Annotated in this window: 16 protein-coding genes; 13 read left to right on the top strand and 3 right to left on the bottom strand. The window is 35.4% G+C overall.

The features are described from left to right. The first annotated feature begins 27 nt into the window (after positions 1-27). From PBT91_RS07655 to PBT91_RS07630, 6 genes are all read left to right on the top strand, one after another. Positions 28-378, top strand: coding sequence for a four helix bundle protein (locus tag PBT91_RS07655; RefSeq protein WP_270061190.1), 351 nt, complete (start codon positions 28-30; stop codon positions 376-378). Between the two features lie 42 nt (positions 379-420). After that, positions 421-1,611 carry an acetyl-CoA C-acyltransferase gene (locus PBT91_RS07650; RefSeq protein ID WP_270061189.1) on the top strand — a complete coding sequence of 397 codons (1,191 nt, stop codon included), beginning with the start codon at positions 421-423 and terminating at the stop codon, positions 1,609-1,611. A 63-nt stretch (positions 1,612-1,674) separates the two neighbouring features. Next, positions 1,675-2,007, top strand: a complete 333-nt coding sequence (locus tag PBT91_RS07645; RefSeq protein ID WP_333474244.1) for a four helix bundle protein — start codon at positions 1,675-1,677, stop codon at positions 2,005-2,007. A 63-nt stretch (positions 2,008-2,070) separates the two neighbouring features. Then, complete coding sequence (locus PBT91_RS07640) at positions 2,071-3,879, top strand: acyl-CoA dehydrogenase family protein (protein ID WP_270061187.1); 1,809 nt, start codon at positions 2,071-2,073, stop codon at positions 3,877-3,879. A gap of 107 nt (positions 3,880-3,986) precedes the next feature. Next, positions 3,987-5,756: a mechanosensitive ion channel family protein gene (locus tag PBT91_RS07635; RefSeq protein WP_270061186.1), complete on the top strand. Its 1,770-nt coding sequence runs from the start codon at positions 3,987-3,989 to the stop codon at positions 5,754-5,756. Positions 5,757-5,776: 20 nt separating this feature from the next. Next, positions 5,777-6,874 (top strand): mechanosensitive ion channel family protein, encoded by a 1,098-nt coding sequence (locus PBT91_RS07630; RefSeq protein ID WP_270061185.1) that lies wholly within the window; start codon positions 5,777-5,779, stop codon positions 6,872-6,874. 23 nt (positions 6,875-6,897) lie between these two features. Here PBT91_RS07630 and PBT91_RS07625 read toward each other — a convergent pair whose 3' ends face one another. Continuing rightward, complete coding sequence (locus tag PBT91_RS07625; RefSeq protein ID WP_270061184.1) at positions 6,898-8,697, bottom strand: glycoside hydrolase family 15 protein; 1,800 nt, start codon at positions 8,695-8,697, stop codon at positions 6,898-6,900. 95 nt (positions 8,698-8,792) lie between these two features. Here PBT91_RS07625 and PBT91_RS07620 point away from each other — a divergent pair, with 95 nt between their 5' ends. From PBT91_RS07620 to PBT91_RS07600, 5 genes are all read left to right on the top strand, one after another. Continuing rightward, a complete protein-coding gene (locus PBT91_RS07620; protein WP_270061183.1) occupies positions 8,793-11,000 on the top strand; it encodes a bifunctional alpha,alpha-trehalose-phosphate synthase (UDP-forming)/trehalose-phosphatase in 2,208 nt (735 codons plus the stop codon). A gap of 125 nt (positions 11,001-11,125) precedes the next feature. Then, complete coding sequence (locus PBT91_RS07615) at positions 11,126-11,416, top strand: YtxH domain-containing protein (RefSeq protein WP_270061182.1); 291 nt, start codon at positions 11,126-11,128, stop codon at positions 11,414-11,416. A gap of 227 nt (positions 11,417-11,643) precedes the next feature. Further along, positions 11,644-12,996: a M28 family metallopeptidase gene (locus PBT91_RS07610; RefSeq protein WP_443089639.1), complete on the top strand. Its 1,353-nt coding sequence runs from the start codon at positions 11,644-11,646 to the stop codon at positions 12,994-12,996. Between the two features lie 316 nt (positions 12,997-13,312). After that, complete coding sequence (locus PBT91_RS07605) at positions 13,313-13,510, top strand: hypothetical protein (RefSeq protein ID WP_270061181.1); 198 nt, start codon at positions 13,313-13,315, stop codon at positions 13,508-13,510. Between the two features lie 33 nt (positions 13,511-13,543). Then, on the top strand, positions 13,544-14,428 hold the full coding sequence (locus PBT91_RS07600) for a hypothetical protein (RefSeq protein ID WP_270061180.1): 885 nt from the start codon (positions 13,544-13,546) through the stop codon (positions 14,426-14,428). 45 nt (positions 14,429-14,473) lie between these two features. On the opposite strand, the gene PBT91_RS07595 is transcribed toward PBT91_RS07600, so the two are convergent. Together PBT91_RS07595 and PBT91_RS07590 are read right to left on the bottom strand one after the other, a co-directional pair. After that, entirely contained in the window at positions 14,474-16,600 is a 2,127-nt protein-coding gene (locus tag PBT91_RS07595) for a Tex family protein (RefSeq protein ID WP_270061179.1), read from the bottom strand. 74 nt (positions 16,601-16,674) lie between these two features. Continuing rightward, a complete protein-coding gene (locus PBT91_RS07590) occupies positions 16,675-17,643 on the bottom strand; it encodes an App1 family protein (RefSeq protein ID WP_270061178.1) in 969 nt (322 codons plus the stop codon). Positions 17,644-17,691: 48 nt separating this feature from the next. Between PBT91_RS07590 and PBT91_RS07585 the strand changes: the two genes are divergently transcribed. Then, a complete protein-coding gene (locus PBT91_RS07585) occupies positions 17,692-18,588 on the top strand; it encodes a diacylglycerol/lipid kinase family protein (RefSeq protein ID WP_270061177.1) in 897 nt (298 codons plus the stop codon). Positions 18,589-18,871: 283 nt separating this feature from the next. After that, positions 18,872-21,955 carry a SusC/RagA family TonB-linked outer membrane protein gene (locus PBT91_RS07580; RefSeq protein WP_270061176.1) on the top strand — a complete coding sequence of 1,028 codons (3,084 nt, stop codon included), beginning with the start codon at positions 18,872-18,874 and terminating at the stop codon, positions 21,953-21,955. The last annotated feature ends 6 nt before the right edge of the window (positions 21,956-21,961 follow it).

The following is a 21,961-nucleotide window of genomic DNA, read 5'->3' as shown; positions in this document are numbered from 1 at the left end:
GTGAGAAGTTAGAATTGAGTATTTAAAATGCACAGGTTAGAAGACTTAAAAGTTTGGAAAAAAGCGATGGAAGTAGCTGAGGATATTTATCTAATTTCAGCAAATTTTCCCTCAGACGAGAGATTTGGCTTAACAAGTCAGATCAGACGATGTGCAGTTTCTATCCCTTCAAATATTGCTGAAGGAGCAGGTAGAAATACTAAAGGTGAATTCAAAAATTTTGTAAGCATTGCCAATGGTTCTGCCTATGAACTTTTTACTCAACTAACTCTAGCTCATAAACTAAAACTAATAGAAAAAGATGAAGTTAAACCTATTTTGGAGCAGGTCGTTGAAATTCAGAAAATGAATTATTCGCTAATAAAATCTCTGAAATAAACTCACTAAATACTCACTACTCAATTCTAAATACTAGAAAAAATGAAAACAGCATATATAGTAAAAGCATACAGAACCGCCGTGGGGAAAGCTCCCCGAGGTGTGTTCAGATTTAAAAGACCAGATGAACTGGCAGCGGAAACCATCGAATATATGATGGCAAAACTTCCGGAATTTGATAAGAATCGTATCGACGATGTGATTGTAGGGAATGCAATGCCCGAAGCGGAGCAAGGTTTAAACGTAGGTCGCTTAATTTCTTTAATGGGATTAAAAACCGAAGACGTACCGGGAATGACGGTGAACCGCTATTGCGCTTCAGGATTGGAAACCATTGCTATTGCTTCCGCTAAAATCCAAAGTGGAATGGCCGACTGTATTATCGCCGGTGGAGCGGAAAGTATGAGCTACATCCCGATGGGTGGTTACAAACCGGTTCCCGATTACAAACTGGCGAAAGAAGGTCACGAGGATTATTATTGGGGAATGGGATTAACTGCGGAAGCGGTTGCTAATCAGTACAAAGTATCTCGTGAAGATCAGGATGAATTCGCTTACAATTCGCATCAAAAAGCCATTAAAGCGCAAGCGGAAGATCGTTTTCAAGATCAAATTGTTCCCATTACCATAGATCAGACTTATGTAGATGGCGACGGAAAAAAGAAAACTAAAAGTTACACGGTAAATAAAGATGAAGGTCCGCGTAAAGATACTTCGGAAGCAGTGCTAAACAAACTCCGCCCTGTTTTTGCCGAAGGTGGAAGTGTCACTGCCGGAAACTCTTCACAAATGAGTGACGGTGCTGCTTTCGTAATGGTGATGAGCGAAGAAATGGTAAAAGAACTCAATCTTGAACCAATTGCTCGAATGGTAAGTTATACCGCTGTTGGTGTAGAACCAAGAATAATGGGAATCGGACCGGTAAAAGCGATTCCAAAAGCCATTAAACAAGCCGGATTAAAGCAAGATGATATTTCATTAATCGAATTGAATGAAGCCTTTGCTTCTCAGTCCTTAGCGGTAATCCGTGAATTAGGATTGAATAAAGATTTAGTAAACGTAAATGGTGGCGCCATTTCGATGGGGCATCCACTAGGTTGTACGGGAGCAAAACTATCGGTTCAAATCTTTGATGAAATGCGCAAACGTAACCTCAACAATAAATATGCAATGGTAACAATGTGCGTTGGTACCGGACAAGGTGCTGCGGGGGTTTATGAATTCCTAAATTAGAAAATAGAGACAAGAGACAGGAATCAAGACATAAGATTGATGAAAAGGCATAATTTTAAAAAATTGAAAATTTGGAAAGAAGGAATTTCTATCGTAGAAATCACCTATAAATTAGTTGAAAATTTTCCAAGTATTGAGAAATTCAATTTATCAAATCAATTAATAAGATGTGCTGTCTCAATTCCATCAAACATAGCAGAAGGAACGAGTAAAACTAGTGAAAAGCATTTTGCCAATTTTTTAGAAACAAGTCTAGGCTCTTCATTCGAATGGGAAACCCAAATCATAATAGCTTTTAAATTAGGATATGTCTCCAAAGAAAACTTTGAAGATTTGGAAAATAAAATTCAGCAATTACAAAGAATGATTTCAAAATTTATAGATAATCTAAAATAATCTTGACTCTTGAGTCTTAGATCTTGATTCTAAACTCGGAGTCTTTATAAAAACAATAAAATAATGAGTAATACAACTGAACAAAAAGATATTCTTCGTGGTGGTCAATTCTTAGTAAAAGAAACCAATTGCGAAGACGTTTTTACTCCGGAAGATTTTAACGAGGAGCAGAAAATGATGAAAGATTCTGTACAAGAATTTGTAGAACGTGAAATTATTCCGCATCGAGAACGCTTCGAAAAGAAAGATTATAAACTCACCGAAGAGGTGATGCAAAAAGCCGGAGAACTTGGTTTTCTTGGCGTTGCAGTGCCGGAAGAGTATGACGGACTAGGAATGGGATTTGTTTCTACCATGTTGGTTTGTGATTATATTTCTGGAGCAACCGGATCTATCGCTACCGCTTTTGGAGCGCATACCGGGATTGGAACAATGCCCATCACGCTTTACGGAACTGAAGAGCAAAAGAAAAAATACGTTCCTAAATTAGCCACCGGCGAATGGTTTGGCGCGTATTGTTTAACTGAACCGGGCGCGGGTAGTGATGCCAATTCAGGGAAAACCAAAGCCGTACTTTCTGAAGACGGAAAATACTACAGCATTAGCGGACAGAAAATGTGGATTTCAAATGCTGGTTTTGCAAATGTGTTTATCGTTTTTACACGAATTGAAGATGATAAAAACATCACCGGATTTATTGTTGAAAACGATAGTGACAACGGAATCTCCTTTGGAGAGGAAGAAAAGAAATTAGGGATTCACTCCTCCTCTACCCGTCAGGTTTTCTTTAACGAAACTAAAGTTCCGGTAGAAAATATGTTAGCGGGTCGCGGTGAAGGTTTTAAAATTGCTATGAATGCCTTAAACGTAGGTCGCGTTAAATTGGCAGCAGCCTGTTTAGATGCGCAACGTCGCGTAACGAACAATGCGGTAAAATATGCCAATGAAAGAGTTCAGTTTAAAACTCCGATTGCACAATTTGGAGCGATTAAACAGAAATTAGCAGAAATGGCAACTTCTGCTTATGTAGGAGAATCGGCTTCTTACAGAGCTGCTAAAAATATTGAAGACCGAATTCAGATGCGTATGGAGAGCGGAAACTCCCATTCTGAAGCCGAATTAAAAGGTGTTGAAGAATATGCCATAGAATGTTCGATTTTGAAAGTTGCCTGTTCCGAAGATATTCAGAATTGTTCAGACGAAGGAATTCAGGTTTTTGGCGGAATGGGATTCTCAGCCGATACGCCTATGGAAGCGGCGTGGAGAGATGCTCGTATTTCCAGAATCTATGAAGGTACCAACGAAATTAACAGAATGCTTTCTGTTGGTATGCTTGTGAAAAAAGCGATGAAGGGTCACGTAGACCTTTTAGGGCCTGCGCAAGCGGTAGGAGAAGAATTAATGGGTATTCCGTCTTTCGATAAACCCGATTATTCTGAATTATTTGCGGAAGAAAAAGAAATGATCAAAAAGCTGAAAAAAGTGTTCTTAATGGTTGCCGGTAGCGCCGTTCAGAAATTTGGACCTCAGCTGGAAGAACATCAGCAATTACTATTAGCCGCTTCAGATATTTTAATTGAAGTGTATATGGCAGAATCGGCTATTTTAAGAACCGAAAAGAATGCGAAACGTTTTGGCGAAGATTCGCAAAAAGAACAAATAGCTATGGCTCAGCTTTACCTTTATAATGCCGTTGAAAAAATCAACGCAAAAGCTAAAGAAGGAATAATCTCTTTTGCCGAAGGTGACGAATTAAAAATGATGTTAATGGGATTGAAGCGTTTCACGAAATACGACAACTTCCCGAACGTAGTCAAATTAAGAACTCAAATTGCCGATAAATTAATCGCAGAAAATAAGTATTGTTTTTAAGTTAAGTTGAGATTTTTAAATCGAAAAAGAGCTGCCCTTGGGCAGCTCTTTTTATTTTAACAAAACGATAATAAAATCTATTATGAAATGAATGTAACTTGTCGGATATGTCAAGAAAACTTTCTATTTCGAAGATTTTTATAGTACTATTTTTATTGAATTATAACTTCGTCCAAGCTCAACAAAAAGCAACAGAAGATTCAGTAAAAGTAAAGAAGGATCCTACAACGCTACCAAGTAATGAAAAGACAGTTCCTGAAAATGGTAATTTTGGATCTAATGCAGTTAAAGAATATAACCAAGCCTATTATGTTTTAAATAGACTGAATAATATCACAGGACTTGCACCTACAAAATTCAATTTGCAAACTCCGCAAGCTGCGTTAGAACACTTTATTATTCAATGTCGAAATGAAAATTATGAAGATGCAGCCTACGCATTAAATTTAAATTTACTGCCAGATACTACTACAAAAGAGCAAGCAGCTACTTTAGCTGAAAAACTCTATTTTGTGATCAATCAGCGCGTAAATATTCGCTGGGACGATTTACCAGATAGACCCGATGGACAAATAGATGTTCAAACGACCACCAATCAAGCTGTAGCAGGAAAGCCGCGAAGAAGTATTGTATTTGGAGAAGTTGAATTGGATGGTAGAGATATCATAATGCGCGTTCAGAGAGTAAAATATAAAGATTACGGCGCTTTTTGGCTAATTTCACAAAATACGGTAGAAAACATTGATGCAATTTACGCAGAGTTTGGCCCCAGAAAATTAGATCGAATATTCCCAGATTGGGCTAGAATTAAATTGTGGAGTATTCCTATTTGGAAATTTGTTAGCACTCTCATAATTGCTTTTTTATGCTATTTTTTAGGAAGAATAACGGCTTATGGCATAAGAAAACTACTTTCTAAATCAAAAAAAACCTGGATTCAGGATATCGCTACAAAACTAGCAGCACCTGCAGGCTTAGCGGTAGGCGTCCTTACATTCTACTTATTATTAAATCACTTAATTTCGTTTGCAGGCACATTCGCCAGCAGTATTTATGCTCTGCTGTTAGTCATAGTTATAAGTTCCATTACATGGTTCTTCATGAGAATTATCGACTACTTTATGCTCAATGTCGCCGAGAAAAAAATAGGCGACACCAGCTTGGAAGAAAACACGGATGCTCGCAGAATGTTAACTTATATCTCGGTTGCCAGAAGGGTAGCAACTTTTATAGTAATAATTGTTGGAGCATCAATAGTACTTTCTCAATTTAGATCTTTAGAAAAATTAGGCATTTCGCTATTAGCTTCTGCCGGAGTTGCCACCGTAATTTTAGGTATTGCGGCGCAAAGTACTTTAGGAAATATCATTGCGGGAATACAAATTGCAATTACGAAACCGGCAAGGATTGGCGATACCGTAATTATAGAAGATAACTGGGGATACGTAGAAGATATCAGATTTACTTACATGATTGTTAGAACATGGGATTGGAGACGCATAGTGGTTCCTTTACAGTATGTAATTTCTAATACTTTTGAAAATTGGTCTATTACTGCCGCCAATCAAATTAGACCAATTACGTTATACGCAGATTATCGAATCGATGTAGGAAAAGTAAGAAAAAAGTTTAAAGAACTTTTAGAAGCTTCTGATGATTGGGACGAGGAAAAACCGCCCGTTGTACAGGTATCAGAAGTAACTGAAAATGCTATAAAAATAAGATGTCTTTGTAGTGCGAAAGATGCATTTACAACATGGGATCTGCATTGTAGCTTAAGAGAAGATTTAGTTCGGTTTATAGCAGACCTCGAAGATGGTGAACATCTGGCAACATCTAGAGTAAGAATTCAGGAATTTCCCCACAAAAATAAATAAACTTAAATAAATCACCCCACATGATTATATCACTTATTGTTGAAGATAACGCTCTAACCCGCGATAGCTTGAAATATATAATTTACGGTATTGTTGGATTGATGCTTAGTTTCTATTTAGCATCATACCTCATTAAAAAAATCGGAAAAGATCCGCGTAATATTCTACCGGTTAATTTTGCACGTAGAATACGCATACCTCTTTTGCTTTTTCTATTGGCTATATTGTTATGGATTGGTAATATCTCAGATTTCTCAAATTCCGAAGAATATGAATACATTGCCAGGCATGTAATAATCGCGCTATTAACTATTTCCATTACCTGGTTTTTGATCGTTTGCTTAAAGGTTTTTAAAGAGCGGATGCTTCGTAAGTATGATGTTTCATCTTCAGATAACTTAAAAGCTAGAAAAGTTTATACTCAATTTACTATCCTTGAAAATATTATCATTTTCATTTTAGTGATCTTGGCGATTGGTATTACGCTTATGAGTTTTGAAAGCATTCGGTCGGTCGGAGTTAGTTTATTAACCTCTGCAGGAATCGCCGGTATTATTGTAGGTTTAGCCGCACAAAAGGCTATTGCTACATTATTAGCCGGAATACAAATTGCCATTACACAGCCAATTAGACTTCAGGATGCGGTTATAGTTGAAGGAGAATGGGGTTGGATCGAAGAAATTACGCTTACTTATGTGGTCGTAAAAGTTTGGGATAAACGAAGATTGGTGGTTCCTTCTACATATTTTATTGAAAACACTTTTCAGAATTGGACGAGAAAATCTGCTGATTTAATGGGGACGGTTTTTATCTATACCGATTATGATGTTTCATTTGATGCGATTCGAGAAGAACAAACAAGATTATTGGAAGGCACTCATTTATGGGACGGAAAAGTAAATGTGCTTCAGGTTACCGATGCCACTGAAAAATCAGTAGAAATTAGAATTTTAGTGAGTGCTAAAGACTCGCCCACTGCCTGGGATCTTAGAGTTTATATTCGGGAAAAAATCATCGATTTTATCCGCAAAAATTATCCACATAGTTTACCAAAAACAAGAGTGGTGCTCCCTCAGCAAGATCAGAATCCTACTGAAACAACACCACCTTCAATTTGATTATTTTATTTATTTCTCAACTATTAAAAACCGCTAAATGCATTTTCTTCAGAAATATGACCTTTACTGAAGTTTGCTGCTGTTTCAATTAGCGCTAAATGTGAATAAGCCTGCGGGAAATTCCCTAGAAGTCTTTTTGTTTCAAAATCAATATCCTCACTAAATAATCCTAAGTGATTACTATAAGAAAGCAACTGCTCAAATATAGCTTTAGCTTTTTGCTCTTCTCCAATTTTGAAAAGACTATTGATAAGCCAAAAAGTGCAAATGGTAAATGACGATGATGGTAAACCAAAATCATCTTTATTCTTATAACGATACATTAAACCGTCATTACACAATTCTTTTTCTGTGGCTTGTACTGTACTTATAAACCTAGGATCTTTAGCATCTATAAATCCATAAGATTCCATTAATAAAGTACTAGCATCTAAGTCTGATGATCCATAAAACTGCGTGTAAGCTTGTTTCTCTTCGTTCCAACCGTTGTTATAGATATCATCGTAAATTTCGGCTCTAAGTGCTTTCCAATGTGTATCGTTAATCCCCATTCTTAAGACTTCTCCAATTTTAATAGCTCGATCTATCGCGACCCAACAAAGCAGTTTGGAAAATACAAAATGACGATCCTCAGTCCTTAATTCCCAAATTCCTTTATCTGGTTTTTGCCAGTTCTCTTCAACGATCATTACAATACCACGAACCACAGTCCATAATTCCTCACTATTTTCTAATGAAGTTTCAAATTGTAGAAATTGTTGATAGATTACTTCCATCAAAATTCCGTAAATATCATTTTGCTTTTGGATATATGCAGCATTACCAGTTCTAACAGGGCTAGAACCTTTGTAACCGTCTAAGTGATCCAGAATATGTTCGGTAAGTTCCTTTTGTCCATCAATACCATACATAATTTGGATTTTCTCATCCTTGTCTGGTATAATATCTATAATAAATTGTAAAAAGTCTTTTGCAGATTTTACATGACCTAGACCGGCCATTACCTTAATGACCATCGAAGCATCTCTAATCCAGCAAAAACGGTAATCCCAGTTTCGCTCTTCTCCTATTGTTTCAGGTAAAGAGGTGGTTGCTGCTGCTAAAACAGCACCAGATTTTTTATAGCTAAGGAGTTTCAGCACTAAAGCACTACGCATAATCTCGTTACTGTAATGAGAATACCTGGTGGTTTTCTCACTCCAGTTCATCCAGTAAGTTTTTGTTCTCTGGAATTTAAGATACGAACGATCTAAGGATTGCGTGATCAATTTTTCATGGTATCCTATTAAACAATAGGCGTTACCGGTAAGTGTAATTTCGCGTTGCTGTAAAATATCTTCCAGATCAAGGCTAGAATAAAAAAATAACGAATCATACTTGCCCTCGGTAGTATAACTCTTAATATAATTTCCTTTATTTTCGTTGTACGTTTCTTCTCTGGCAAAATCCAATCTTGGATTATAAATGACTTTAAATTTTGGTTTACCTTTAAGTAATCTCAAAAATCTAATAATATCTGGTGGAGAATAATAAGAACCATCGTCCCTTGGATATCTCGGCATAAAATCTATTAATTGGAAAGCATCTTCTCCATTATCAAAAACGGTAGATAATATATTTGTTTCCCAAAGGTATTCTTGCGAAATATTGTAATCATCACTAACTTTAAACTCAAAACTACCTCCTTTATTCTCGTCGAGAATTTTGGCAAAAACAGCAGCAGCATCAAATGCCGGCAAACAGCACCAATCTAAAGATCCAGTTTTGGATATTAGCGCACAACTCTTACAATTTCCGATTATTCCGTAATCTAAATTGTCCATATATCTTAAATTTCTTTTAAAAGAATGGTATTCTAAAATGAATTCCCGAAATTTAGTAAAATTCAAATTGGCAACAACAGTCTTAGCATATAATTATGAGTAAAACTATTATTATTTCTAACCGTCTACCCCTAAAAATTTCTTTAAAAGACGATGATCTTGAAGTCACGCCGAGCGTCGGTGGACTTGCAACTGGATTAAAATCTTTTCACCGTGATGGTGATAGTATTTGGATTGGTTGGAGTGGTTTAACTGAAGAAGAAATTCCAGATCATTTAGTAGACGACGTTAAAGAAAAAGCAAAGGCTGAAGCATGTGTTGCGGTAAACCTAAGTGAAGAAGAAGTGGATGGTTTTTACTACGGTTTTAGTAACCGTACCATTTGGCCTCTATTTCACTATTTTATGGAATTTACTGAAGCAGAGCACTCGTCCTGGGAAATTTATAAGCAGGTAAATATCAAATATGCCAAAGAAGTCCTTAAATATTACGAGGAAGGTGATCGGGTTTGGGTTCACGACTATCAATTATTGCTTGTCCCTAAACTTATAAGAGATGAACAACCAGAAGCCGTAATTGGCTTCTTTAATCATATCCCCTTTCCTTCTTACGAAGTTTTTAGAACCTTACCTTGGCGAGAATCGGTTTTAGAAGGAATGCTTGGTGCAGATTTAATTGGATTTCATACCTACGATTACGAACGACACTTTTTAAGTTCAGTTACAAGGATTTTACGCCATCAGGTTGATTTTAATGAAGTAACATTGCCAGAGAGAATTGTAAAGGTAGATTCCTTTCCCATGGGAATTGATTATAAAAAATTCGAGGATGCTGCACTTAACCACTTCCGAGGAACCGAGGACGAACAATCAGAATTGCAGCGAAGATTAGATCTACATTTAGAAGCTACTCCAGATGCCAAACTAATATTAAGTATCGACAGGCTAGATTATACTAAAGGTATTGCCAACCGAATTAGAGCATTCGAATATTTTCTGGATAAATATCCAGAATTTATAGAAAAAGTGCGTCTTGTAATGCTTGCCGTACCTTCCAGATCTAATGTTCCGCAGTATCAAAGACTGAAGCGTGAAATAGATGAATTAGTTGGTAGAATAAATGGTAAATTTTCCACCGTAAGCTGGACGCCAATATGGTATTTCTATCGTTCTATGCCATTCGACAATCTTATTGATCTTTATACATCTTGCGATATTGCACTACTCACTCCTATTAGAGATGGGATGAATTTGGTCGCAAAAGAATACATTGCTACCAGAACAGATCATACCGGTGTTCTTATTTTAAGTGAAATGGCAGGTGCTGCGCACGAAATGAACGAAGCACTAATCATTAACCCCAATAATTTTGAGCAAATAGCTATCACCCTAAAACAAGCTATTGAAATGCCCAAAGAAGAACAAATTGAAAGAAATAAAACGCTTCAGAAAAGATTAAAAAGATACAATGTTGAAAAATGGGCTAAAGACTTTATGAGTGCTTTAGAACATACTGAAGATAATCGCAAATCTTTTGAGTCTATACGTATAACTCCCAAAATTGCCGATCAATTAGTTGAAGATTACAAAACTTCAGAAAAAAGAATATTATTTTTAGATTATGATGGGACTTTAGTCGATTTTAAAGATAAACCTGAAGAAGCGCGTCCCGATAAAGAACTAATTGATTTAGTGACCCAGCTAAACGCTCAAGAAAAAACCGATGTAGTAATAATTAGTGGTAGAGATAAAGAAACACTTGGGGATTGGTGGCAAGGAACATCTATTGAACTTATCTCTGAGCATGGTGCATGGATGCGTCAAAAAAATTGCGAATGGGAATTATCTGAAAATGTAAAAAACGAGTGGATGGACGCCGTAAGACCGGTTATAGAAAGTTTTGTTGATCGTACTCCTGGAACATTTTTAGAAGAAAAAAATTATTCCTTAGCTTGGCATTATAGAAAAGCAGATCCAGACCTGGGTGATCTTAGAGCAAATGAGCTTTCTAATACTCTAAAAGGATTAGTTTCTAATCGAGGATTAAGTGTATTGGCAGGGAACAAAGTTTTAGAAATTAAAAGTAGCGGGGTAAATAAAGGAAAAGCTTCTTCCAAAAAATTGGTGGGTGATAATTACGATTTCATTTTTGCAATAGGAGACGATTGGACAGATGAATACATGTTCGAAGAATTACCAAGAAAATCGTACACCGTAAAAGTGGGTATCAAAAAGACAAGTGCCAATTATTACGTAAACGATACAAAAAGAGTTAGAGAGATCTTAAGATCCTTTTTAGACTAATTTGTTAAAATTATTGAGAAATAATGAGAAAGTTTATATCAAGATTAACTCGTTAAGTGAGGCTATCAGTCTGTTTATAAGTAATTTTACATCTCAATTAATTACGAACCAATAAAAACGAAACTATGAGATCAGGAGGAAAAATTTTAATAGGATTATTATCTGGAGCTGCAGCAGGAATTGCAGCAGGTTTATTATTTGCTCCTAAAAAGGGTAAGGATACAAGAAAATCAATTGCTACAACAAGTGATAATTATTATAAAGGAGCCAAGGGTAAAGTAACAGACTTTTCAGATGCTGTTAATCACAAAATCGATGCTCTTAAGGCTAGAACAAAAGCTAACCTTACCAATTCTAAATCTGAAGAAAAGATAAATGAAGCAAAAGCTGAAATCCACGAGATGAAAGCAAGCTAAATCTTAAATAAATATTTTTTACTAAGCCTCGAAACTTTCGAGGCTTTTTTATGTATTAAAATGAATGATGGATATAGAAAATTTTGAAATAGCTTGCTATTCCTTTTAGTGATGGTCTATCATCATTTGTATTCACTATTAGCTTTTTAATTCAGTTAAAACAGCAAATGCATTTGTTTGTAAAAGCAAAGTTTGATTAAATTACAGATTTAAAATAATTTAATCTTATGATGAAACAATTACCAGTTACTTCTCTCCTATTAATTATCTTTTTTTCTTTAGGATCTTTATATTCTCAAAATAAAGATCCTAAAATATATGATATTATCGACAAAATTTCAGCAGATAGTATAGAAGCTGATATAAGAAAATTAGTGGATTTTGGTACCAGAAATACTTTTAGTGATACCGTTTCTGATAAACGTGGGATTGGTGCTGCACGTCGATGGATAAAATCTGAATTCGATAATATCGCTTCAGAATGTAATTGTATGGATGTTTTCTATCAGAAAGACTTCGTTAAAAAAGAAGATGGCAGCAGAATCCCAAAAGATGCCTGGGTTGTAAATGTTGTTGCTATTCAGAAGGGAAAAAAATATCCTAATCGCTATATTATTATGAGTGGTGATATCGATTCTCGTGCGAGTAATACGATGGATTTTAAAATTGATGCACCTGGAGCTAATGATAACGCGAGTGGTATGGCCGGTACCATGGAAGCTGCACGTGTTTTATCTCAGTATGAATTCGAGAATAGCATTGTTTACGTGGGTCTTAGTGGCGAAGAACAGGGACTTTTTGGTGGTAAAGGTTTAGCCCAATACGCTAAAAAGAACAACTGGGATATCATTGGTATTTTAAATAATGATATGATAGGGAATATCGAAGGGGTAGATGGCGTGATTAGTAATCGTGATTTTAGAATTTTTTCTGAACCCGTTCCGCCTACAGAAACTAAGGAAGAACGGAATATGCGCAGATTTTACGGAGGCGAAGTTGATGGAATTTCAAGACAATTAGCAAGATATATCCACAAAACCACCAAAACCTATATGCCAGAAATGAATCCTATGATGATTTATAGACTCGATAGGTTTGGGCGTGGAGGGCATCATCGACCTTTTAACGATCTTGGTTTTGCCGGAGTACGAATTATGGAAGCCCATGAAAATTATAATCGCCAACATCAAGATATAAGAACTGAAAATGGAATTGAATATGGTGATGTAATTGAAGGTGTTAATTTTGATTACGCAAAAAAGCTTACTGCCGTTAATGCCATAAATCTTGCAAGCCTAGCTTGGGCTCCACCTGCTCCAGCAAAAGTAGAGATTGGAGGAATAGTTGAGGCCGATACTAAACTGAGATGGGAAGCAGTAGAAGGCAATATTTCAGGGTATAAAATTTATTGGAGAGAAACTACAGCTCCACAGTGGCAACATTCTAGATTTGTGAGTAAAAATGTAACTAATTTCACCTTAGATGGTGTAGTAATCGATAACTTTTTCTTCGGCGTTTCTGCTGTTAGTGAAAACGGACACGAAAGCGTAATCGTATTTCCTTCAGGTACATTTAGATAAAAATTACTATAATTAGTAGTAGCAAAAGGTTCTATCTATAGAACCTTTTTTTATGCTCAATTCTCAAAATTAAATGCGTATTTCTCATTTTTTGTCTTTTATTGGCAGTAAAGAAATACATACCTTTTAAAGCGCAAATCATCACTACTACGCGCCTTGCATTTAGAAAATTATCTATATCAAAAGATAAAATCTAAATTGGATAAGCTTAACATTCACATATTTAGTTAATTAACAATAGTTTACTTTTTACTTAAGTATAATTGGCACTTTTCAACTCTACCTTAGTTTCTAATTAACCAATAAATCGAAACCAATGGCAGAGATAAAAATTGAAAAGAAGAAAAAAATTTGGCCCTGGATTATCATTATCATCATTGTAGCTGTATTAGCATTTCTATATTTCTACGGAAGTACTTCTGATGATGATGTTGAAAACAATACCCAGATGGAAGAAATTGGACAAATCCACACTTCAAGAAAAGCCTCAGATAGCTTAATTTTTAAAGTTTAATTCTATTACTTAATTATCCTAAACTTGTATGTTATGAAAACAAAAGAGAAGCATTTATATTATCTAAACGAGCTTGGAAATTATAAAATATCAAGCAAAGATCCAGACATCCGAAATTGGGAAGTTAAGGATCGTGATTACATGAGCATAGGTAAAGTAGACAATCTTATCGTGAATAAAGAATTGGATAGGGTTGTGTATGTAGATGTAGAAGTTAATCAATCTATTATCGATAAAAACCACGATCCATACTCACCAGATAACAATTCAGGATTTAAAGAATTTATTAATAAAGAAGGTGAAAACCATATCATCATTCCAATTGGATTAATTGATATTAACGTAGATGAAAAATTTATTCATACCGATTCTTTAGATCATAAGATTTTTTCTGAAACCAAAAGATATCGCACAGGCGATCCTATCTCTAGAGATTACGAAAAAAATATAATTTCATCATATAATAGAAATTATACGCCTAATGAGATACAAGGTAAAAAAGCAAAATTGACTGATGATGAATATGTAATAGATGAATATAGCGCAAGAAAAACTGCTCATAAACCCAGCAGTACAGAAAAGCGAATTGCTGAAGAAAAAGCAAATCTTCATTATAAATCTGAGACGCTTCATGATCGCGAAAGAGCAGAAAGCCGGGAAGAAAGAATGGAAAGAGAAAGAGCCCAATTAAGAGCAACTTCTCCAGAAAATAACTATTCAAAAGAAACAAAATCTATTCACGATACTCCAACTCCTAAAGAAGGTATTCGGCCAGAAAAAACTTATGACGACGATACCAACTGGAACCGTGAGAAACATTTTCTTTCTGAAGATGAAATAGAATCTAGAGAAAGAAAAAGATTAAGAGCTGAAGATGATTTTTATAATCGTAGCGAATTTAAAAGAAGAGATCAATAATCTTAAGCATTTTAAAAAACTCCCGGAAAAACCGGGAGTTTTGTTTTAATCTATCATAGAAAGCTGAATTCTTTTTCGCTCTACATCCACTTCTAAAACAGTAACTTCAACTTCTTGATTTAAGCGAACAATCTGCGTAACATCACTCACATAAGTATTTGATAATTTCGAGATGTGCACAAGTCCGCTTTGCTTCAGTCCAATATCTACAAAACAACCAAAATTGGTTATATTATTTACCAGTCCCGCTAATTTCATTCCGGGTTTTAAATCGGTGATTTCCCGGATATTTTCGTCAAAAGAAAATGCACTAATTTTTTCTCGTGGATCTACGCCCGGCTTCTCCAATTCAGCAAGAATATCTTTTAGAGTTGGTAATCCAATATTATCCGTAATATACTGCTCTAACTTGATTTCCTGAAGTTTCTTTTTGTTCCCTATTAATGTTGAAATTTCTACAGAAAGATCTTTTGCCATTTTATTTACAATGAAATAACTTTCTGGGTGTACAGCAGAATTATCTAATGGATTTTTAGGATTTTTGATTCTAAGAAAGCCGGCTGATTGCTCAAAAGCCTTGGCGCCTAGTCTTGGTACTTTCATTAAATCTTTTCTAGACGCAAAAGCGCCATTTTCGAATCTTGTTTTTATAATATTATCAGCAAGCGATGGTCCTAATCCACTTACATAAGAAAGCAGTTCTTTACTCGCCGTGTTTAAATTTATGCCTATTTTGTTTACCGTACTCATTACGGCGGTATCCAAACGTTGCTTCAGTAAATTTTGATCTACTTCGTGTTGGTACTGCCCTACACCAATAGATTTTGGATCTATTTTAACCAATTCTGCTAGAGGATCACTAAGTCTTCTTCCAATAGAAACCGCTCCTCGAACCGTGATGTCATAATTAGGGAATTCATCTCGAGCCACTTTTGAAGCCGAATATACCGAAGCTCCAGCTTCGTTTACTACATAAATCGCAACTTCACGATCAAACGAAAGAGATTTTACAAACTTTTCGGTTTCTCGGCTCGCCGTACCATTACCAATAGAAATTGCTTCAATTTTATACTTTTTAACTAGTGATTCAATTTTCTTCGCAGCCACATTTTGCTCTCTTTGTGGAGGATGTGGATAAATATTCTCATTATGTTCTAGCTTGCCGTTTTCATCTAGGCAAACAACTTTACAACCCGATTTAAATCCGGGATCGATCGCCAAAATTCGTTTTTCTCCAAGCGGTGGTGCTAAAAGCAACTGCTCTAAATTTAACGAAAAGACTTTTATAGCTTCTTCATCTGCTTTTAACTTTGTTTCATTTAAAAATTCAGTGAAGAAAGAAGGTTTTAGGAGTCTGGAAAATGCATCTGTCGCGGCTTCTTCAATTAGATCGGCAGATTCAGAATTTCTATTTTTAATAAGCGATTCAGTAATTATCCGCAAAGCTTCCAATTTTTCGACCTCAATTTTTAGTTTTAAAATTCCTTCTTTATCACCACGAAAAATGGCTAAAAATCGATGCGACGGAATTCTTTTAAGAGATTCACTCCAATCAAAATACTGCTGAAATTTTTGCGCATCATCCTCCCCAGATTTTGCCTTCACTACCTTCGAAGATATTTCGGCCTTTCTGGAATATAATTGTCTAATTCGCTTTCTTACAAATTGATTTTCATTAATCCATTCAGCAATAATATGTTTCGCTCCTTCTAGCGCTTCCGCTTCAGAATTCACTTTATTTTTAACGAATTTGGAGGCTGCTGAAAAAATATCTGGCGAATTTTGCGCCATAATCATTTTAGCCAATGGCTCCAAACCATTCTCCCTGGCAGTATCGGCTTTGGTTTTTCGCTTTTTCTTAAACGGAAGGTATAAATCTTCTAAAATTGTAAGATTTTCAGCATTTTCTATTTTTGATTTCAGTGGATCTGTAAGTGATCCCTGCCATTCAATTGTTTCTAAAATAGATTGTTTGCGTTTCTCTAAATTCTGAAAATATAAAAGTTCTTCTGAAATTTGCTGAATTTGGGTTTCATCCAAATTGCCTGTTTGTTCCTTGCGGTAGCGAGCAATAAAAGGCACGGTAGCATCTTCCTGAAGTAATTGTACTGTATTTTGAATGCTCTTAGCCGGCAGGCCGAGCTTTTTTATAATAAACTGTTGTAAACTCACATTAGAAAATTTAGCGGAATGCGAAGATAGTATTCCGCTTATAAAAAGTAAGTTTCAAATTCGGCAATTTAAGCTTAGATAATATTAATTTTTTCTGAGTGTGCAATTGCCGTATTACTATCTTTAAAGTAACAGGTTGCGACATCCAGACTTTCGATATTTTTTAATGTAGCCGTAACTTCTTTATTCTTCTTTTTTTCGGTTTGTCTTATGTAAATAGATCGCACATTTGTGGGATATGTTTTACAGATTCGTTCGTAAATATGAACATCCTGCTGCGAATCGTCTCCTAATAAAACATATTCTAAATTTGGATAGAAAGAGATAATATCCTTTACTTTCTGAAATTTATGATCGTGACTTCCCCTACCTGTTTTAACAAAATCTGAAATTCCCGTTTTTATTTTCTTCAACTTAATAACCGCTTTTGGTAGTTCGTGCATGTCGGCAAATTCAGCAATAAAATCATATAAATTCCACTCGCTACTAGAAACATAAAAAAAAGAATTAGACGCCTCTTCACTGTCCTGCCCTGCTTTACTTAAAGATTTATAATGATCTACCACATCTTCAAAAATCTTTCTTCGGTTTACATTTTTAGATAACATCACATAAAGCTTTTTAAAGAAGCTATTGCTATGAGAAATTAAAAAAGTATCATCGATATCTGATATGATTCCCAATTTACTCTCGTAAGGCTTTAATAATTCACCTTTTTCGATAATACCAAAATGATCCTCCATTTTTGCAATCACTTCGTACTCGTGCCAACCACTTTGCAAATTTTCTTCGTAAGGAACTGTGAATCTAAAATAACCATCCTCCATAGTTTTGGTTTTCCATTCTTTTCCTTTAAAACACAGATGAAGTTCGTAATTAGATAAGGGCTTTATTCTAAATTTATGAATAATGGCAGAGGTATGTTTTATTCCTTTTCTGTCTAAGCGATATTTATCGGGAGCCCAGCTTTTAAAAAGGTGACCAAAAACCACCAATTCTTTGTCGTTAGCGTATCCGCGGTAAAGTTTTAAGTCAAGTTTCAAAATATTTAATTTTTTATAAAGAGTAGGCCTGCTCCAAATTAGTTAATTTTGGATATAACTATACAGAAAATGGGAGACTTTAGGAATATTTTAATGGTTGTAAATCCGATTTCGGGCGGCGAAGAAAAAGACGATCTTATCGCCGATGTTCAAAAAGAAGTGCAAAATAAGAATTGGAAATTTCATCTTTTTAAAACTGAAGGAGAAAATGATATTGAAAAAATCCAACAAGAAATAAAGAAAGTCGAACCAGAACGAATGCTCGTAGTTGGTGGTGACGGCACAATTAATATGGTTGCTGAAGCTTTATTACATCAAGAATTACCTATAGCTATTTTCCCTGCGGGATCTGCAAATGGACTTGCACTAAATCTAGACATCCCAAAAGATAGAAAAGAACAAATAAAGATTGCTTTAGGAGATAACTTTACAAATTTAGATGTACTGCAAATTAACAATCAACTTTGTTTACACCTAAGCGATATTGGCCTTAATGCCGAATTAATTGAGAATTACGAAACAGCGGCTATTCGTGGCAAATTTGGGTATTTAATGCAAACTATTCCTACGCTAATAAAAAGTAAATATCCTTATGAATATGAAGTTGAAATTGATGGGAATACCTTCCATCATAAAGGAATAATGCTAGCCATAGCTAATTGCAAAAAATATGGTACCGGCGCTAAGATTAATCCTGAAGGCATGCATGATGACGGGAAATTTGAAATTTTAATTTTCAAAAATCTTGATATTGCTGAAATTTTAGGAACACTTCGGGAAGATGTGAAATTTAACACTGATTTTGCAGAGATCATTTCTACAAACCAGGCAAAAATTAAATGCAAAAAACCTATAGCCTTCCAAATTGATGGAGAATTTATCGAAAATACGCAGAATATAGAGGTAAATATTGCTTCAAAAAGCTTAAAAATCGCCGTGAAATAGAAAATAAGTAAAAAATATTATTTTTTTATTAAAAATTCTATTTAAGCGTTTTAAATACATTTATTTTTCAATAAAATCCCCATAAACCCTATAAATACTACGATTTTCGAATAAGTGTGAATTTAACACGATTATCATATTCACATTTTAAAAAGTATTTTTACAGTTTTTAATTAAAGAATTGAGTCTAAAACTAAATAATCTTTATTTTTTGATTAATATTTCACTAAATTTATATTCGGAAATTATAAGGTTTAGTTAATCAAATTGTAAAATTATTTTTATGAAAAAAGGATTACTCAGGTTAGGTCTGTTCCTCTTAGTGTCGCTTTGTTTTTCATTTGCAAAAGCGCAAACGATTTCGGGAACAGTAACAGATGGTTCTCTGCCAATTCCAGGAGTAAACATTCTGGTAAAAGGTACCTCCAATGGAACCACAACAGATTTTGACGGAAACTATAGCCTAAAGGATGTTGCAGAAAATGCAACATTGGTTTTTAGTTTTGTTGGATACGCACAGCAAGAAGTTGCTGTTAATGGAAGATCAACAATTAATGTAACTTTATCTGAAGATGCAGCTGCACTAAGCGAAGTTGTTGTAATTGGTTATGGCTCCACAACCATTAAAGACGCAACTGGTGCTGTAGCAACCGTTTCTGCAGAGGATTTTAACCAGGGGGTTATTTCTTCACCCGAAGAGTTAATTCAAGGGAAAACTGCAGGCTTACAAATTACAACAACTAGTGGTGAACCCGGCGGCGGAGTGAACATAAGAATTCGTGGTACTTCATCAGTAAGAGGTGGCAACAATCCATTATTTGTTGTAGATGGTGTGCCATTAGCAGGGAACGATGTTTCTTCTGGTGGTGAAGATGTAGGTTTTGGATCAAGTTCAGCAAAAAATCCGCTTAACTTTTTAAATCCTTCAGATATTGAAAGTATGAGCGTTTTAAAAGATGCTTCTGCTACCGCAATTTACGGTTCTCGTGGTGCGAACGGAGTGGTAATTATTACTACCAAAACTGGTAGAGGAACTGAGTCTAGACTGGATTATGGTACGACCTTAAGTTTAGCCTCTCCCGCCAATACGTATGATTTATTGGATAGAGATGAGTATTTAGAAGCTGTATCTGAGTTAGGTGGAGATCTTGCTATTTTAGACCAAGGCGCAAATACAGATTTTCAAGACGAAATTACCAGAACGGCTTTTTCTCAGATTCATAATTTGTCGTATTCCGACTCATATAATAGTGGTAATTATCGCGCTTCTTTAAGTTATGCAGATCAAGAAGGTATTGTAGAAAATTCTGCTTTAGAGCGTCTTTCTGGAAGATTCAATATTACTCAGCGTTTATTTGACGATAAATTAAAATTGAATTTACAGTCTACGCTATCAAGAGTAAATGATACCAGAGCACCAATTTCTAATAATGCAGGATTTCAAGGAGATTTATTAGGCGCAGCTTATCAGGCTAATCCCACTTTCCCAGCAGATCCAGATTTTCAGCCTCAGGGAAGCATTATAAATCCTTTATCACTATTAAAATACTTTTCAGATGAATCTGAAACCGATAGAGTGCTTCTAAATTTCTCTGCCGATTATGAAGTTATTGAAGGCTTGAATGCTAAAATAAACTTTGGATATGATACTTCCGAGTCGAACAGAGAAGCAGCAATATCTGGCGGTTTAACCGGGATTCAATCTGGCGTACCAGATAATGGTAGAGGCGCGCTAAATCAAGTTGAAGCTACCAACCGTTTGATGGAATTTACTTTGAATTACGAAAAGATGTTTGAGAACTCGAAGTTTGAAGCTTTGGTTGGATACTCTTTCCAAGATTTTGAAAGAAAAGGTTATAATGTAAGTGGTTTTGGTTTCCAGAGCGAAGATTTAGGAGAAATGACCAGTAGTTTAAATGATGCAAATAACATTTTAAGAAATAATATTTCTGGTTCTTACCAACAATATGGATACGATCCTAATGGTTTCTTTGTAACCAGATTGTTCCCAAACATTGCAACGGAAGACTTGACATCTCCTTCAGGTATTGGGCCAACTTCTGTAGCTTATGATAGTTTTAATATTACAGACGAACTACAGTCTTATTTTGCTAGAGTAAATTTTGAGCTCGCAGGAAAATATTTATTTACAGCTACGGTAAGAGCTGATGGTTCTACCAGATTTGGAGGTAACAATAAATATGGTGTTTTCCCATCTGGAGCTTTCGCATGGCAATTGGCAGAAGAAGACTTTATTCCTGAAGCCTTTTCTACTCTTAAGCTTAGATTAGGTTATGGTATCACAGGAAATCAAGAGATTCCTTATAATCAATATACTGTTAGAGAGCGATATGCCGAATTTGGTATTCAGGATAATGGGAATATTAATCGCCCAGGTGTTACGCAAGTATCCTTTGCCAACCCAGATTTGCAATGGGAAGAAACAAGCCAGACCAACCTTGGTTTAGATTTTGGCTTTATGCAGGATAGATTAAGTGGATCTTTAGACTTTTATTACAAAAATACAACAGATTTACTTATTCAGGTATTCTCTGCGCAACCTTCACCTCAACCATTCGTTTATCAAAATTTAGATGCACATGTTATTAATAAAGGTGTTGAGTTTGCTATCGATTACAACATAATAAATACTGAAGACTGGTATTGGAACTTCGGGTTTAATATAGCCTACAACGATAACATGGTTGAAGATTACGCAGGACAAAACAGAACAGGAGAAATTAATGGACAGGGGCTTACCGGTGCATTTGCTCAATTACTCGCTGGTGGACAACCTTTATTCTCCTACTACTTAAGAGAATTTGGTGGTTTTGATGAGAATGGGCAAAGTATTTATCCTGATGGTGATGTTCAAACTTTTATAGGAAAAAGTGCACTTCCAACAACTAATGTTGGTATTTCCACAAGAGTAGAATATAAAAACTGGGATCTTTCCCTATTTATGGCAGGACAGTACGGTCACTATATCTATAATAATACTGAAAACGCATTTTTCACTAAAGGAGCCTTAAATAATGGTCGTAATGTGACACGCAATGTAGTTGATAATGGCGAATCCGCTTCTAACGCTCCAGATGTTTCTACAAGATTCTTGGAAAAAGGAGATTTTCTAAGAATGCAAAATGCCACTTTGGGATATAACTTTGATCTAAACGAAGATAGTATGTTCAAGACTTTAAGATTATACTTAAACGGACAGAATCTATTTGTAATCACAGATTATTCTGGTTTAGATCCTGAGGTTGATACTAACAAAGCATTGAACGGAATTCCATCTGCCGGTATCGATTATACTGCTTATCCTAAGCCAAGAACATTCACTTTTGGGTTGAACGTATCATTTTAAAAAATT

It is taken from the genome of Zunongwangia sp. HGR-M22 (genome assembly GCF_027594425.1).
GTDB lineage: Bacteria > Bacteroidota > Bacteroidia > Flavobacteriales > Flavobacteriaceae > Zunongwangia.
The sequence above is the reverse complement of the archived record's forward strand: the minus strand, read 5'-3'. Positions and strand labels throughout refer to the sequence as shown.